Here is a 13,085-nt window from a genome sequence, read left to right as displayed (position 1 = left end):
CAGTCTAGAATGGTGAAAGTTCCCATCCCTCCACGGAAGGAATCCCGGTCATGACGACCACCGAAATCCCCTTCGCCGCAAACGATCCGGTGCCGTACTGGCCCGTCGACCACCACATCCCGGGTGTGCGGCACCGCGCCGAGTGGGCCATCGAACTGCCCAACAAGCAGTGGTGGCGCAAGCCGTCGCTGCGGGCGATCGACCCCAACGGCACCGATCCGAGCGTGTTCCACTCCCGCCGCCCCGCCTCCGACGAGCTGCTCGACGTGATCGAACAGGCCGTCACCGTCTACGGCGTCCGCCGCCGCGACTACCGGCCCCGGCTGATGGTCCGCGCGGTCGTCATCGGATCCGCGGGCGTCACCACCGGCCCGTGGCAGCCCTCCAGCACGCTCGCCGCCGCGAAGGCGGTGCGGTGATGACGCTGGACACGCTGCTGCACCCGTTCCGCAGCCGTGAGGACGACGAGATGGCCCAGCTGCGCACCCAGGTGCGCCGCCGAGTCCGCAAAGTTCGTTCGGTCAAGGAGATGGCTGTGCTCGTCGACGACATGATCGACGCACTCGACGCCACGCTGGTGGCCGCCGCGCCGCCGACGGACGCGCTGCCCGCGACCGGCCCGATCCATGGCCAGGAATGGATCGCCTCGCGCTGGTCGTGCCACGACAGCAGCCACCTCACCGTCGAGGAGGCCCACCAGGTCGCGCGTGAACACATGGATTGTGTTCCCGACCGGGCGATCTGCCGCGTCAAGCACACCGCGATGAGCGTGCTTGCGGCCGCGGCCGTCCTGCGACCCGATCCGAGCCGAGTCCTCTGACCAGAAGGGACCAGGCGTCCGTTACACGCCTGGTCCCTTCCCCATGATCACGGAAGGGCCCACCGATGCCAAACACCACCGCCTATGTGCTGGTCCACGAAGCTTGGTACACCAACCCGCAGCGAGTGCAGCGCCCGACGCTGACCGTCGCGGTCCGCGACCAGGACGGCGCTGAGGAAGCCGAATTCGAATTCGAGGAGCTCCCGCCCGGCACTCTCGCCCCAGACTCCTCACTGAAGCTGCGCGTGTTCGACGACGCGTTCGGCGCGCTCGCCCAGCTCCCCGAGTTCCTCGCGGCGCTGGCGGCCGAGCGGCCGACCACGGTCGCGGAGCTGGTCGCGATCCTGGACCGCCTCGGCGCCGAGGACATCACCGTGCGCACCCGCCCCGGTGATGCGCGATGACCATTTCCCTGCCTCACGACGAGATCACCGGCGATGAGGAGCACGCCACCGAGGTGGCGCTCGGCACCGAGATCGCCGCGCTGACACGCCAATTCATTACCACCCTGACCGACGGCCTCGAAGACCCCGAGTCGCTGTATCAGCGGGTGATCGACCTCGCCGACCAGGCCGACGCGCTCGGCACGCACCTGCTCGACTCCAGTGAGCAGCCCCTGCACGCGCCGACCCTGGTCCGGCTCGTGCGCACACAGATCCCGGAGAACCTGCACCATCTCATCGGCGCACCGGTCCGGAATGGGGGTGACGACCTGTGAGCGCCACCGACGAGGGCACGGTTTACCTGCTGCATTTCGACAAGCCGTTCCGCCACGCCCGCCACTACACCGGCTGGACCACCGATCTCGACGCTCGCCTCGCCGAACACCGCGCCGGCCGCGGCGCCCGGCTGCTCGCCGTCATCAAGAACGCGGGCATCGACTGGCAACTGGCACGTACCTGGGACGGCGGCCGCCGCCGCGAACGCCAGCTCAAGAAGACCGGCGGCGCATCGCGGCGCTGCCCGCTCTGTGGCATCAGCCCCCGCGCCGCGGCCGCGCTCGAGCGGAGTGATCGGCGATGAGCATCCCGCGCGAAATCCTCACCCACGACGAGCGGCTGCTGCTGTGGGGAACCAGCGTCGGCCGCGTCCTGGGCGCGCTCGCCGGCGATCAGTTCGCGGTCAGCGAGTTCATGCAGACATGGATGTCGGCGTCCCATCTGCCCGCCAGGGTGTACCAGCTGCGCCCGGCCTGGGACGACTGCGGATACGAGATCCGCGAGCAGCGCCTGCGACTGAACACCAAAGGCCGCGACATCCCCGCCGTCACCATTTCCGCTGCCCGGCTGCGCCGCTACGCCAACAGTCTGTCCGACCACGCCCGCCAGCAGGCACGCGACGCGTTGGCCGCCTGGCGGGCGCGCCGCCCGGGCCGCGACGAGCACGCGGTCGCCGTGCTGGCCCAGCTGCTGGACCTGGATCTGTCCGGCGGCCCCACCGACCTGCTGCAACTGCTGGAGGGATCCGCCTCATGACCACCGCCTACACCGCCACCGACCGCGCTGCGCTCCAGACCGAGGTCGCCGCCGACCTGGCCGCCTGGGCGCAGCTGCTCGTCGACGTCCTCGCCCAGGTCGGGCACACACCCGCCACCGCCAACCTGGTGTGCAGCTCGGATCACGATGCGCGCCTCTACAACTCGCTGACCGAGCTCGGCGAGCACGGCGGCCGCATCGACATCGCCCAGCTGCACGCCGCGCTGCCGATCCTGCTCAGGCCACTGCTCGGTGCACCCGACGCCGGATTCCCGCACATCACCGACCTGCTTTCCGCCGCGATCGAGCTCATCGACCGCGCCGACGCCGCGTGGGCCATCACCACTGCCACCGGCGGCGCCGAACCCGACCACCCTGACCGGATCGGCGGGAACGTCGGCGCTCACCTGCAATTCGCCGCCAGCGTGCTGCGCCAGGCCACTACCGAGATCCAGAAGAGGCAATCGCGATGAGCATCAAGGAATTCACCGTGTACGCCGCGGTCTGCGACGCCTGCGGCTACCAGGAGGAGTACGAGGACGAGACGGCCGTGGCCTGGCCGACCCCGCAGGCAGCGATCGACCACGCCGTCGACTGGATCGAGCGCGACGGCCAGCTGCTGTGCGCGTCCTGCCGAACCCACGAGAACCCGGTACACGCCCGCGCGCTCGAGCTGCGCGAGAAGCTGCTCAACCTGCATGCCGCCGACAATCCGGCCCTCGCCGAGCAGACCGACGCTGCCGAGCACGCCTTCACCGACTACCTCATCGCGCACCGAGACCACCTCGGCGACACCGATTTCTGGTCCGGCGACTACGCGCTGATCGACCACGGCGAGTGACCACCCCGAATCCGAGAGGACACCACCACCATGCCAACACCTTCCGAACTGCACGAACCGACGGATCCGGGCGAGATGCTGCAGGACGGGGTCGAGACCACCGACCAGCGCGACGACGACCGCGATCTGCCCATCCTGGCCGCGCACGATCTCGCGCTGCTCGCCACCGCATTCCTCGACCTGCTCAGCAACATCCGCCGCCCCAGCCACCTCCATGCAGCCACATACCGCATCAGCCGCGCGATCGAGCGGCTGAACCTGGCGCTGGAAGGCATGGACGGCTACCTCGACGCCGAAAGAGAAGCCGCGGTCCGCGCGAAGTTCGTCGACCTCCTCCGCGAGGAACTGCCTGCCGCGTTGCGCCCCCATCTGGATCTCGAACCCGAGTCGGCCGGTCCCGGCTGGGTGACCGACATGCTCACCGCCGCCACCGATCTGATCACCCTGACTGCCTCCACCGCCACCGTGCACCACCGCACCGTCGGTGATCCGGAGCGCGCCGCCCGCCTGGACGGCATCCTGGCCGCCGCCCGCATCGCCGTCACCCACGCCAGCACGCTGCACACCGCGGGAAAGAGCGGCCAGTGACCACCGCACCGGCCTCCGACCCCGACATCTACGACCCGTACGCCGCCGTACGAGGTCTGCCGCCAGACCACGAGGGCTACTACCGCACCCGCATCGCGCTGCTGGCGCCACACCCGCGCAAATGGACGCGCCAGCAGCTGATGACGGCGATCGTCGAACGGACCGCAGCGGTGACGACCCGCACGGTCGCGGTGCTCGACGCTCTGGACGGTTTCGACGACCGCAAGCAGGTCGGGATCCGCGCCAGCGACCTGTCCACGCAGGCCGGAGTGCTCGACGCCGCGCTGCGCACCGCCCACCACGCAGGAACCAGCCTCGGCGCGTACGTCGACCTGGAGCCGCTGCCCGACGCGCTGCGGGCCCGGCTGACCGGGGACTCCCGCTTGATCACCGGCGCGCTGCTGAATCTGCGGCACTCAGTGTGGTCCGCCGAGCTCGGCCGCATCCGTGGTGCGGCCGCCGCCCTGTCCGCCGCGGCCGCGCACCTGGCCGCCGAACACCGAGGAGCACGTCGATGACGAATCTGCCGCACTGGACCGAGGACCCGTACATCGACCAGGCCGCGCACCAGCTGCTCATGGACCGGGTCGAGACCGCCTCCGCCGTGGCGGGTCGTGACCTGTGGTCGGGCTCGTGCACGTGCGGCGAGATGGCGCCGACCCCGCCCTGGGACGACTACGCCGTCGACGACGCCCACGAGCTGCACATGCAACTGATGCAGATCGCCGCCCGCCGCGGCCACTCCGCCGCTCGCGTCCGCAGTGGAGGGGAGCAGCGATGAACCAACCTCCGCAACCGCAGCATCCAGACCCCGACTACGGCTTCGTCCACGACGTCACCTGGCTGGAATGGGTGCTCGCCGACGTACTGAAGCTGAGGATCCCCCGCGCACGCTGCGGCGTCGTGCTCATCGCCGATCCGACCCGACCCGACCCCGTCGACCTCGGCGCCCCGGCCTGCCCGCCCTGCACCGCCCACCTCCGACGGACTCAGGGACCGCTGGCGGTCTACTTGTGGCGACGCTGGCTGCGCCGCGAAGCCGCCATCGCGGCCGCTGACCCGGCCACCATCGCCCGCCACGCCCTCACCGAGCAGCTCGAACCCGGCTCGTGGCTCACCGTCACCGTCCGCGACCGCATCGGCGGGCCGGCCTGGGCACTCGGCGCGTTCGGCCCGATCCGCACCGTCGACATCTGCCGCCACTGCCCGCGCTGCGGCGAACCGCGGGGCGTCCCGGTCCGCCGCGGCCGCGTCCAGACCTGGACCAACCCCTGCGGACACCGCGACACCCCGAGCCGGGTCATAGACGAGGCCGCCGCACTGCTGCTCGGCGCCCAACGCGACACCGAAGTCGCACAAATCCGCACCGCCACAACCTGATCCAAGGAGACCAAACCCATGTCCGATACCGCGGTACTCGACCGCCCCGCCATCGCCCGGCCGACCACCGAGGACACCAAACCTGCCATCTACATCTCCGCCATCCGGGTCGAGGAGATGTTCGTCGACCACGTCTACCAGCGAGACCTGGACACCGCGCGAGCCAGAAGAATCGCCCGGGAGTGGGATCCACGCCTGGTCGGTGTCCTGGAGGTCTCCGACCGAGGACCGCGCCACCCGCTGGGCCGCTACGCCATCATCAGCGGCCAGCACCGGTGGGCCGCCGCAGGCCTGCGCGACCCGAACATGGCCCTGGTCGCCAACGTCCACACAGGCCTGTCGATCACCCAGGAAGCCCTGCTGTTCCACGAGATCGATGCCAAGACCCGCCGCCTGAACACCTGGGACCGGTGGAAAGCCCGCCGCGCCTCCGGCGAGCCGCTCGTGCTGGACATCGAAACCGTCGTCGCCGAGGCCGGCCTGACCATCGACACCGCCCCGAAGGACGGCAACATCCGCTGCACCTCAACCCTGGAGCGAATCCACCGAATGGGCGGCACCCTGCTGCTGGGCAACGTGCTGCGGTTCATCGCCGATGTCTGGGGCCGCCGCCTCGACGCCGTCGACGGCCCGCTCGTACTCGGCCTGGCGCTGATCCTGCACAGCTACGACAACGACCTCGACCACGCCCGCCTGGGCGATGTCCTCATCGACTTCGCACCCCGCCAGATCAAAGCGCGCGCTCAGACGCTGCGCGAGACCGAGAACGGCTCCGCGGGCAAGCTCACCGCCCTCGTGATGCTCGCCGCCTACAACAACGGCCGCTCCCGCAAGCTCGACCGCGCCAAGCTCGCCCGCTGACCAACCCATCCCCAACCGAGAAAGAAAAGGAAATAACTCGATGGCACTGATCACCGTCACCATCCCCACCTGCGAGCACGGCCCGGTCACAGTCACCGGCGACCAGGTGACCGAGAACTTCGCGATCACCCCCGCTCTCACCGTCCACGACGACGGGACGCTCGGGCTCTCCGCGTACGGCAAATGCCTCGTCCACCTCCCGACCGGGCGCGCGATCACCCACGACGCGATGATCAGCATGCGCCGCTACGCGACCGTGCTGGAGGGACTGCCGATCGACTGGGCGACTCTCACCGCGCCCACCGCCGAGCAGACCGCGCTGATCAACGAGGCCTACCGCGGCCTGTGGAACGACTCGTCCGACGATCTGCCGTGGCCGAAATGGGCCAGGGACAAGAGCACTCCCGCGTTGTCGTTGATCGTCCACGAACTCGACGACCAGCTCGCCAACAGCGAGCACCGCCGCCAGATGCGGGTCGCGCTGGAGAAGCAGATCACCGAACACGATCCGGAGCTCGGCCGCACCGTCAGCGGGCACCTGATCGCGGCCGGTGCGGTCGAGACCGTCCGCGCCTACGGGCTGGTCTACCTGCTCGGGGTGCTGCGCCGCATCGACCCCGCGGCCGCCGACCGCGCCGCCGAGCACCTCGTCAACACCTGGGAACACGGCGAGGACCTCGGTGAATGGCTCTACCAGTGGCGCCAGGAAATCGCCGAACAGATCCCGATGCAGCTGCCCGGCGGGTTCCCCGACCTGCCCGCACCGGCCGCTGTCTGACCCCTACAGCGCACCGGCAATCCGAGAAGAAAAGGAAGAAATCTCATGGCATTGGTTCCCATCACCGTCCGCCTCCGCAACGGCGTGCAGGTGACCGTCACCGGGCAACAGCTGAGCGAGCACTTCGCCGTGACGCCAGCGCTGGCGATCGGCGAGGACAGCATGGTCGGGTTCGCCGACTACGGGCGCACGCTCACCCACATCCCGACCGGTCGCGCGATCACCCACGACAACCTCTTCGACTTCGCCCGGCTCGCCACCGAACTGGAGGCACTGCCCATCGACTGGGCGACGTTCACCCGCCCGACGCCCGAGCAGGCCGAGGCGATCAAAGCCGCCTACTGGCGCAACGCCACCGCGCACACCCCCGCCTGGCCGTGGCCGCAGTGGGCCGGTGACGAGAACGAGCCCGCGCTGTCGCTGCTGGGCACGCTGCTCGACGACGGCGCGAAAGACGCCCGCCGCAGCGAGCTGGTGAACAAACTCACCACCCGCGCCACTGAACTCGACCCCGCATTCGGGGAGGAACTGCGCAACCACCTGGGATGGATGCTCGCGGGGATCCACACCGCCAACTACGGCGAGGTATGGCTGCTGGCCGTCCTGCACCGCATCGACCCCGCGGCCGCCGACCGCGCAGCCAAAGAACTGGCCTCCGCCCTGGACTCCGGTGATGCGCTCGGCGAGTGGGTCTGCCAGTGGCGCCAGGAAATCGCCGACGGAAACCCGCTGACCCTGCACGGATTTCCCGACCTGCCCACCCCCGCCGCCGTCTGAAACACCCGAGGAAGGAAAGGAAGAAATGCCCGAACCCACCGACACACCACTGGTCGTCACCCTGCACGACGAGGTGGCCGAGCTGCCCCAGCACCAGCCACTCGATCCGGGTGCGCCGTCGACCACCCACTCCACCCGCGCCGATATCGCGGTGACGTCGGAGATCACCTGGATCGGTGCGCAGCTGCTGCGGATGCTGCGCGAGATCGACGACCCCGACCTCGTCCGCGCCCTCGCTCAGACCATCGCCGGCCACGCCCAGCGCCTGACGGATCTCCTCGCGGCCGGGCCCGTCAACACCGTCGTGGTCGCCGATCACCTGCTCGGCGAGCTCCCCGATCCGCTGCGACAGCACGTCGGCCTGGACCAGAACAAGCAGTTCCATCCCGGGCAGTGGCGCATCCTCGCCGAGATCCTCATCGAGATCCGCCGCTTGGTCGAGCTCGCCGAGGACATCGGTATGGCACTGGTCCCCGACAACGCGGTGCACGTCGGCGGGACCACCACGGTGCGCGAGGTCTACCTCAACGCGCTGGTCAAGATGGAGCCGCTGATTGACTACGCAGCAGGCCTGGTCGCCGACCACGTTTCCGCGCCCGCGGCGAAGGCCTCGCTGCTGCGTGCCGCTGGGCAGCTCACCACCCGGCCGCCTACGGTCACGCTGTGCGGCAGCATGCGCTTCCACGCCCACATGCTCACCGTCGCCGCCGAACTGACCGACGCCGGAGTGATCGTGCTGGCCCCATTCCGGGTCGTCGCACCCGCCGACCAGGACAGCGCGGCGAAGGCGCGCCTCGACGAGCTGCACCGCCGCAAGATCGACATGGCCGACTGGATCGTCGTCGTCACCGACGAATCCCGCTACATCGGCGAATCCACCCGCGGCGAGATCGGCTACGCCACCCGGCTCGGCAAGCAGATCGACTGGGCCGTGCGCCCCACCACCGACCTTGCCGACCACATCCGCCTCTGAAAGCACCCCGGGAAGGAAAACCATGACCGACAAGACCGATTACCGCACATGGCTGGCGGCCACCCTCACCCAGCACGGTTTACCGCCGGACGCGAGTCCCCGGCAGGCGATGAGCGCGATCAGCGACGAGGAACGGGAGCGGGTCCGCCGTGAGGCCGAGAACGTCCGCCGCACTCGCGAACTCGACGGCGCGGGGCCGCGTCGCCAGGCCCGGGGACGTGCCCAGACCCGCAGGGCAGGGCGCGAGCGGTCATGAGGCGCCGCACCGACCTGCTGTGCACGGCGACCCCGGGTTGCCTGGCACCGCTGGACGAAATCGACGACGACCACGGCACCACGCTGATCTGCGGCGATTGCGGCCAGCGGGAGCACATCGGAGAGCCCGCGTCGATCTACCAGCTCGCCGAGCAACGCGGGAGGCGGGCCTCATGACCACTGTCCTGGAACCACCCGCCACATCCGCGGCCGCCACGGTCTCGTTCGACCACGAGGCCTTGACTGCCGAAATGGCCGCTCGCACCGCCGATGTGGTCGCCGCGACGCTGAGCGTCGTCGACGCCGCCGACTACGGGCAGCTCCCCCGGCTGATGTCCGCGGCCGCCAAACTCCGCAGCGAAGTCGACATCCTCCTCGGCGCACTCGCTCCGGCCGCCCGCGCCGGCATCACCATCCACCCGGATGTCGCGGGCGCCGCGGTGGCGGCCACCTTGCCCACCGCCATCTACATCGCCGACCTCGAAAGGACCACCCTGCCATGACCACAACCATTCACCCGGCCACCAACGGACTCGCACAGCCGGTGCTGGTCGCCTACCAGCTCGAACCCGCACCGCGGCGGCGCTCGGTCAACGCCACCACCACGGTCGCCGCCGTCACGATCGGCATCGCGGCAGGATTCGGCGCCGGATTCGTCCTCGGCTGGCGGGCGCTATGAGCAGCGGAGTCACGACCGTGGTCACCCTCGTCCAGCCCGACGGCGACGAACTCGGCGAAGGCCGCACCTTCGACCACCCCACCGCGGGCGACGAGGCCGGGTAGCCGCTGTTCGAAGCCACCGGAGATCGCGCCACCGTCCTGCACCGGATCGATGCCTGGGCCGCAGAACGCGCCAGCGAGGCCGGCCAGCGGCGCGACGAAGAAAAAACACGGAAATATGAACTGTTTACAGTCTTACAGTCTAGACTGTTGATGGATGTTCGCCCCACACCTGGCGGGACCAGGCATCCGTTACATGCCTGGTCCCGCTCTAATTCTCTCCCCGCCACGGAAGGGCCAGACGATGCAAGACATCACCGACTTCGAATTGACCCCGGCCGCCCGCGAACGCAACAGGCAGCTGGTCGCACAAGCCCCGGCCATGATCCGCCGCAGCAGAGAGCTGATCGCCCAACTGTGCGCCTCCGCGGCCCTCCCGACGGCCGCCCCCACCGGCTGCGATGACCCCCTCACCCGCCCATCCCGCGGCGCTGCACGTGGGCAGCGCGCTCGCGCCGCGACACCGGAGAGGAGCCGATAGTCCGCGACCATCCGCCCGGTGGCGCTGCCACACCAGCAGCGCCTCGGCTGCCTGCCCGAAGGAGAGTTCAATGGTCGACGAGCGTTGGCCCACAATCAATTCCGCCCCCAACCGGCCGACCGCCCCTCCGCTGGAGTACCCGTCGCTGGGTGACTTCGTGCACGGATTCCTGGTGTACGCCTACGCGCGTCAGGTCACCGACACCCACGAACGGGTCTGGTGCCCGCAATGGTGGCGCCACCCCGAAGCGCTACATCGGCTGCACACGCTGTGGCGCACCTACGAGGAACTGCACGCCACCGGACCGCTGGGCGTCAGCGCCTGGTGGTGCGACCACGCCGATCTGCACATGCCGAAGCTGCTAGACCCCGATGGCTGCTTCAAGTTCTGCAGCCCACGCACCGGTCACAAAGACTTGCTGCAGCCGCTGCCAGTCGACGCAGTTCCCGCCGATCTATTCACCCCGTCGACGACCGCCGCCGTTGCACCGGCGGCATAAGAAGCCGGACCGCCGAGCGCCCTCCTGATCGATCACCCCTTGGCGTCCGAAAATGGCCGCGTCGGGTCGCCGAACACCGCCCGCTAGGGGCGCGATGTCGGTCATGCGCCCAACCATAAGGACACTTGCTGACATAGCACTGTGACTGACATCTATCGACCGGCTCTCCGCGGGAATCCTGCCCTTCTGCGAGGGGAATCAGTCGAGAGCGTGTAGAGGCACGAAGATGATGTGGATGCTGTCGCAAGGCCACGGCTGGCTGCACTCGGCGCAGTCCGATCCGACGGACTCGTCTGCGGTGGTATGTGCGTTGAGGAGCTTCTTCAGGACACGGGCGTGGACGCCGATTTGTTTCGGGTCGAATCGAGTCTTGGCCGCTTCGTCTTCGTACTGCTCGATGCGGTGGGCGGCAGCGCTCCGGATCGACTGATAGTCACCGCGAGGTGTGTATTGGTCGGTGGTCACGGCGTCACGGTATCCGGGCCCGCGGAACTCCACGACGAAGTCAGGCCGAGTAAGTCACCGAGGTAACCCGCACGGACCCGGTACGGGCGCCCTACGGCGTCACAGCAGCCTGTTCGGCGGTCATGAGGTTGATGAACGCCGCGCAAGTGATGAGGATGTAGCGAGCCAGAGACTGGGTGATGGCCTCGTGTGGGACAGTCTCCCCGCCGTGGCGAATACCGTTTTCGTCGCTGCTCCAGCCGTAGAGCTGGGACCAGGCGCCGAGCAGCGCCTTGTGCTCGAACCGGCCAGCCGCAACCCGTTTAGCCTTCAGCTCGGTCAATGCCTGACCGAGAGTGTTCTTGCCCGTGATCGGCATGAGGAAGGCCTCGAGAGCGCTGATCGATTCCTTGATCGAGTTCGGGTAATCCGGCGTATCTCGGTCGGACAGCAGCTGAATTGCCTGCTGTAGATGGTGTTTCACCGGGCCGCTACCCAGGGTCACGGCCGATTCGATCTCCGTGAGCTCGTGACTGTCGGAGATCGGGACGATGCGCCCGTTCAAAAATCGGTATCCCGCGAGGTGCTGTTCGAGCACCGCGTTGTAGAGCTCGCTCTGATCCTCGTAGCTGTTCAGGTACTCAAGAAGGTCGTAGACCCTGTTCCAGGGTTCAGTCAGAATCCAATCCTTCAGCGACTGGCTGAAAAAAGTAGGGAACCGATCCAGCTCCCCACCCATCAGACCAGACCAGATGAACTGGAAGTGCTCGAAGCTCTGTCCATAGCTGGTTCGAACGGGCTCCACGTAGACAAGGAAGGTCGCGTTCCATAGGGCCGTGCGAAGAGGGATATCCATCTCCTCGACCTGAACTACGGACCGGACTTTGACATAACCGTGGCGTTCCGAGAACGACTGCATCTGTGGATGATGCCGTAGCGATCTGACACTCCGAAAATCAGCCCGAAGGATGACTGGCAGCAGCCTCATTACCAAGGTTGTGCTACGCCGTCACAGTCCGAGGCTGGACCTGACGTCGGTGGTTGCGGTGTGACTTGTACCGTTGGGTGGCTGCGTTTTCGCGTCGTCATTTGGCGCCGGGGCAATGTCGAATGATGAACTACTCACTGACTGCTGAGGAGTCGGCGACCTCTGTGTGGCCTGTAGCATCTAGCCGATCAGAGAAGGGGGGTGCCAAGTGGTGACAGCGCTGGTAGCAGCTTTCGCTGGCGTGTTCGGCATCGCTATCGGTCGGTTCTGGGATACCCGAGCCGAATCAGCGCGATGGCGCCGAGATCAACGGTCGGCTAGCTACCTCAGGATTGCCGAAGCCTACTGGGATATTCTGCGAGTACAGGACGAGATCGCCCACACGAGGGGTACCCAGGCCTTGGGCGACCCAAGGAACTGGGCACTGATGAGCCCGAATGGTATAGCTGCACTTGACCGATGGAACGGTGCCTTCATGTCCGTCCTGGTTCACGGAGCGCCGGACGTCGCCCAAGCTGCTAAGGCTGTCGATGACCTGGTCGATGTGTACGGCACGAAGCTGGTTCTGCGGACCATGACTGGGATTCATGGGCAACCGAGATCGCACCTCTCAAAGAGTCGTTTCAAAAGCTGTTGGCGACCATCCGCAAGGACCTCAGGCTCCAACAGCACTCAGCAGTGTTCTAGGTAGCCGCAGCCGCCAGTCCAGGCTTGCAACCTCCGGGTAGCACCTCGCCACCGGGCAACCCGACAGCGAAATCACCGCCACCTATCGCTGCGAGTCACATCATCGACAGCCGCTCACGCCGGACTGTTCGGATAACGAACGTTTACCGAACACCCCAAATCCGCCTTAACCATCCGCCCTTCCCGACCTGGAAGGCGTTGCTAGACCAGGACTCGTTCACGACCAGATGATGACCGTGCTGTTTGAGCAGAACACCGAGGTTGTTCATCGCATCGCGGTTCCCGGCCTCGGCCGCCCTGCGATACCAGAGCTCGGCCTCACCCAAATCACCACGCTCGGCGAGCAGAACACCGAGGTTGTTCATCGCATCGCGGTTCCCGGCTTCGACTGCCCTGCGGTACCAGAGCTCGGCCTCATCTATATCACCACGCTGTTTGAGCAGGTTGCCAAGGTTGCT

General features: G+C 67.7%; 24 protein-coding genes. 21 read left to right on the top strand and 3 right to left on the bottom strand.

The features are described from left to right. The first annotated feature begins 50 nt into the window (after window positions 1-50). The 21 genes from ACWDMM_RS31835 (at window position 51) to ACWDMM_RS31735 (ending at window position 10,508) form a co-directional block, all read left to right on the top strand. Complete coding sequence (locus tag ACWDMM_RS31835) at window positions 51-419, top strand: hypothetical protein (RefSeq protein ID WP_449941172.1); 369 nt, start codon at window positions 51-53, stop codon at window positions 417-419. Continuing rightward, window positions 419-820 carry a hypothetical protein gene (locus ACWDMM_RS31830; protein WP_449941169.1) on the top strand — a complete coding sequence of 134 codons (402 nt, stop codon included), beginning with the start codon at window positions 419-421 and terminating at the stop codon, window positions 818-820. The genes ACWDMM_RS31835 and ACWDMM_RS31830 overlap by 1 nt, the downstream gene beginning before the upstream one ends. Before the next feature lie 65 nt (window positions 821-885). Further along, window positions 886-1,224: a hypothetical protein gene (locus tag ACWDMM_RS31825; protein WP_449941166.1), complete on the top strand. Its 339-nt coding sequence runs from the start codon at window positions 886-888 to the stop codon at window positions 1,222-1,224. Then, window positions 1,221-1,538 (top strand): hypothetical protein, encoded by a 318-nt coding sequence (locus ACWDMM_RS31820; protein WP_449941165.1) that lies wholly within the window; start codon window positions 1,221-1,223, stop codon window positions 1,536-1,538. The genes ACWDMM_RS31825 and ACWDMM_RS31820 overlap by 4 nt, the downstream gene beginning before the upstream one ends. Beyond that, window positions 1,535-1,843: a hypothetical protein gene (locus ACWDMM_RS31815; RefSeq protein WP_449941162.1), complete on the top strand. Its 309-nt coding sequence runs from the start codon at window positions 1,535-1,537 to the stop codon at window positions 1,841-1,843. Before ACWDMM_RS31820 ends, ACWDMM_RS31815 begins: the two co-directional genes overlap by 4 nt. Further along, window positions 1,840-2,295, top strand: coding sequence for a hypothetical protein (locus ACWDMM_RS31810; protein WP_449941159.1), 456 nt, complete (start codon window positions 1,840-1,842; stop codon window positions 2,293-2,295). Before ACWDMM_RS31815 ends, ACWDMM_RS31810 begins: the two co-directional genes overlap by 4 nt. After that, the gene (locus ACWDMM_RS31805; protein ID WP_449941157.1) at window positions 2,292-2,768 is read left to right on the top strand and encodes a hypothetical protein; all 477 of its coding nucleotides are present in this window, start codon (window positions 2,292-2,294) and stop codon (window positions 2,766-2,768) included. Before ACWDMM_RS31810 ends, ACWDMM_RS31805 begins: the two co-directional genes overlap by 4 nt. Continuing rightward, the gene (locus tag ACWDMM_RS31800) at window positions 2,765-3,136 is read left to right on the top strand and encodes a hypothetical protein (RefSeq protein WP_449941155.1); all 372 of its coding nucleotides are present in this window, start codon (window positions 2,765-2,767) and stop codon (window positions 3,134-3,136) included. Before ACWDMM_RS31805 ends, ACWDMM_RS31800 begins: the two co-directional genes overlap by 4 nt. A 30-nt stretch (window positions 3,137-3,166) precedes the next feature. Continuing rightward, window positions 3,167-3,724, top strand: a complete 558-nt coding sequence (locus tag ACWDMM_RS31795) for a hypothetical protein (protein ID WP_449941153.1) — start codon at window positions 3,167-3,169, stop codon at window positions 3,722-3,724. After that, window positions 3,721-4,242 (top strand): hypothetical protein, encoded by a 522-nt coding sequence (locus ACWDMM_RS31790; protein WP_449941150.1) that lies wholly within the window; start codon window positions 3,721-3,723, stop codon window positions 4,240-4,242. Before ACWDMM_RS31795 ends, ACWDMM_RS31790 begins: the two co-directional genes overlap by 4 nt. After that, on the top strand, window positions 4,239-4,505 hold the full coding sequence (locus ACWDMM_RS31785; protein ID WP_449941149.1) for a hypothetical protein: 267 nt from the start codon (window positions 4,239-4,241) through the stop codon (window positions 4,503-4,505). Before ACWDMM_RS31790 ends, ACWDMM_RS31785 begins: the two co-directional genes overlap by 4 nt. Next, on the top strand, window positions 4,502-5,104 hold the full coding sequence (locus ACWDMM_RS31780; protein WP_449941147.1) for a hypothetical protein: 603 nt from the start codon (window positions 4,502-4,504) through the stop codon (window positions 5,102-5,104). The genes ACWDMM_RS31785 and ACWDMM_RS31780 overlap by 4 nt, the downstream gene beginning before the upstream one ends. Window positions 5,105-5,122: 18 nt before the next feature. Beyond that, the gene (locus ACWDMM_RS31775) at window positions 5,123-5,965 is read left to right on the top strand and encodes a DUF6551 family protein (RefSeq protein WP_449941145.1); all 843 of its coding nucleotides are present in this window, start codon (window positions 5,123-5,125) and stop codon (window positions 5,963-5,965) included. 40 nt (window positions 5,966-6,005) lie between these two features. Continuing rightward, entirely contained in the window at window positions 6,006-6,743 is a 738-nt protein-coding gene (locus ACWDMM_RS31770; RefSeq protein ID WP_449941143.1) for a hypothetical protein, read from the top strand. 45 nt (window positions 6,744-6,788) lie between these two features. Continuing rightward, the gene (locus tag ACWDMM_RS31765) at window positions 6,789-7,520 is read left to right on the top strand and encodes a hypothetical protein (protein ID WP_449941140.1); all 732 of its coding nucleotides are present in this window, start codon (window positions 6,789-6,791) and stop codon (window positions 7,518-7,520) included. A 25-nt stretch (window positions 7,521-7,545) separates the two neighbouring features. Then, complete coding sequence (locus ACWDMM_RS31760; protein ID WP_449941137.1) at window positions 7,546-8,493, top strand: hypothetical protein; 948 nt, start codon at window positions 7,546-7,548, stop codon at window positions 8,491-8,493. Window positions 8,494-8,515: 22 nt separating this feature from the next. Further along, window positions 8,516-8,749 (top strand): hypothetical protein, encoded by a 234-nt coding sequence (locus tag ACWDMM_RS31755; protein WP_449941134.1) that lies wholly within the window; start codon window positions 8,516-8,518, stop codon window positions 8,747-8,749. Continuing rightward, window positions 8,746-8,925 (top strand): hypothetical protein, encoded by a 180-nt coding sequence (locus tag ACWDMM_RS31750; RefSeq protein ID WP_449941131.1) that lies wholly within the window; start codon window positions 8,746-8,748, stop codon window positions 8,923-8,925. The genes ACWDMM_RS31755 and ACWDMM_RS31750 overlap by 4 nt, the downstream gene beginning before the upstream one ends. After that, window positions 8,922-9,251: a hypothetical protein gene (locus tag ACWDMM_RS31745; RefSeq protein WP_449941129.1), complete on the top strand. Its 330-nt coding sequence runs from the start codon at window positions 8,922-8,924 to the stop codon at window positions 9,249-9,251. The genes ACWDMM_RS31750 and ACWDMM_RS31745 overlap by 4 nt, the downstream gene beginning before the upstream one ends. Then, complete coding sequence (locus ACWDMM_RS31740) at window positions 9,248-9,427, top strand: hypothetical protein (RefSeq protein ID WP_449941126.1); 180 nt, start codon at window positions 9,248-9,250, stop codon at window positions 9,425-9,427. Before ACWDMM_RS31745 ends, ACWDMM_RS31740 begins: the two co-directional genes overlap by 4 nt. A 652-nt stretch (window positions 9,428-10,079) precedes the next feature. Beyond that, a complete protein-coding gene (locus ACWDMM_RS31735; protein WP_449941123.1) occupies window positions 10,080-10,508 on the top strand; it encodes a DUF4913 domain-containing protein in 429 nt (142 codons plus the stop codon). A 198-nt stretch (window positions 10,509-10,706) separates the two neighbouring features. Here ACWDMM_RS31735 and ACWDMM_RS31730 read toward each other — a convergent pair whose 3' ends face one another. The 3 genes from ACWDMM_RS31730 to ACWDMM_RS31720 all read right to left on the bottom strand — a co-directional run bounded on the left by ACWDMM_RS31730 (window position 10,707) and on the right by ACWDMM_RS31720 (window position 13,070). Beyond that, the gene (locus tag ACWDMM_RS31730; RefSeq protein WP_449941120.1) at window positions 10,707-10,973 is read right to left on the bottom strand and encodes a hypothetical protein; all 267 of its coding nucleotides are present in this window, start codon (window positions 10,971-10,973) and stop codon (window positions 10,707-10,709) included. 91 nt (window positions 10,974-11,064) lie between these two features. After that, window positions 11,065-11,871 carry an AbiJ-NTD4 domain-containing protein gene (locus ACWDMM_RS31725; protein WP_449941117.1) on the bottom strand — a complete coding sequence of 269 codons (807 nt, stop codon included), beginning with the start codon at window positions 11,869-11,871 and terminating at the stop codon, window positions 11,065-11,067. 899 nt (window positions 11,872-12,770) lie between these two features. After that, window positions 12,771-13,070, bottom strand: a complete 300-nt coding sequence (locus ACWDMM_RS31720) for a tetratricopeptide repeat protein (RefSeq protein WP_449941240.1) — start codon at window positions 13,068-13,070, stop codon at window positions 12,771-12,773. Between the last annotated feature and the right edge of the window lie 15 nt (window positions 13,071-13,085).

Source organism: Nocardia sp. NPDC003726 (assembly GCF_053586955.1).
Note: the sequence above shows the minus strand (reverse complement) of the source record. Positions and strands in the feature narration are given on the sequence as shown.

Coding starts and splice junctions, on each gene's coding strand:
- ACWDMM_RS31740 (WP_449941126.1), top strand. CDS start 9,248: ATGACCACAACCATTCACCCGGCCACCAACGGACTCGCACAGCCGGTG.
- ACWDMM_RS31805 (WP_449941157.1), top strand. CDS start 2,292: ATGACCACCGCCTACACCGCCACCGACCGCGCTGCGCTCCAGACCGAG.
- ACWDMM_RS31775 (WP_449941145.1), top strand. CDS start 5,123: ATGTCCGATACCGCGGTACTCGACCGCCCCGCCATCGCCCGGCCGACC.
- ACWDMM_RS31780 (WP_449941147.1), top strand. CDS start 4,502: ATGAACCAACCTCCGCAACCGCAGCATCCAGACCCCGACTACGGCTTC.
- ACWDMM_RS31830 (WP_449941169.1), top strand. CDS start 419: ATGACGCTGGACACGCTGCTGCACCCGTTCCGCAGCCGTGAGGACGAC.
- ACWDMM_RS31800 (WP_449941155.1), top strand. CDS start 2,765: ATGAGCATCAAGGAATTCACCGTGTACGCCGCGGTCTGCGACGCCTGC.
- ACWDMM_RS31770 (WP_449941143.1), top strand. CDS start 6,006: ATGGCACTGATCACCGTCACCATCCCCACCTGCGAGCACGGCCCGGTC.
- ACWDMM_RS31785 (WP_449941149.1), top strand. CDS start 4,239: ATGACGAATCTGCCGCACTGGACCGAGGACCCGTACATCGACCAGGCC.
- ACWDMM_RS31735 (WP_449941123.1), top strand. CDS start 10,080: ATGGTCGACGAGCGTTGGCCCACAATCAATTCCGCCCCCAACCGGCCG.
- ACWDMM_RS31725 (WP_449941117.1), bottom strand. CDS start 11,871: ATGCAGTCGTTCTCGGAACGCCACGGTTATGTCAAAGTCCGGTCCGTA.
- ACWDMM_RS31820 (WP_449941165.1), top strand. CDS start 1,221: ATGACCATTTCCCTGCCTCACGACGAGATCACCGGCGATGAGGAGCAC.
- ACWDMM_RS31795 (WP_449941153.1), top strand. CDS start 3,167: ATGCCAACACCTTCCGAACTGCACGAACCGACGGATCCGGGCGAGATG.
- ACWDMM_RS31810 (WP_449941159.1), top strand. CDS start 1,840: ATGAGCATCCCGCGCGAAATCCTCACCCACGACGAGCGGCTGCTGCTG.
- ACWDMM_RS31755 (WP_449941134.1), top strand. CDS start 8,516: ATGACCGACAAGACCGATTACCGCACATGGCTGGCGGCCACCCTCACC.
- ACWDMM_RS31745 (WP_449941129.1), top strand. CDS start 8,922: ATGACCACTGTCCTGGAACCACCCGCCACATCCGCGGCCGCCACGGTC.
- ACWDMM_RS31760 (WP_449941137.1), top strand. CDS start 7,546: ATGCCCGAACCCACCGACACACCACTGGTCGTCACCCTGCACGACGAG.
- ACWDMM_RS31765 (WP_449941140.1), top strand. CDS start 6,789: ATGGCATTGGTTCCCATCACCGTCCGCCTCCGCAACGGCGTGCAGGTG.
- ACWDMM_RS31835 (WP_449941172.1), top strand. CDS start 51: ATGACGACCACCGAAATCCCCTTCGCCGCAAACGATCCGGTGCCGTAC.
- ACWDMM_RS31825 (WP_449941166.1), top strand. CDS start 886: ATGCCAAACACCACCGCCTATGTGCTGGTCCACGAAGCTTGGTACACC.
- ACWDMM_RS31750 (WP_449941131.1), top strand. CDS start 8,746: ATGAGGCGCCGCACCGACCTGCTGTGCACGGCGACCCCGGGTTGCCTG.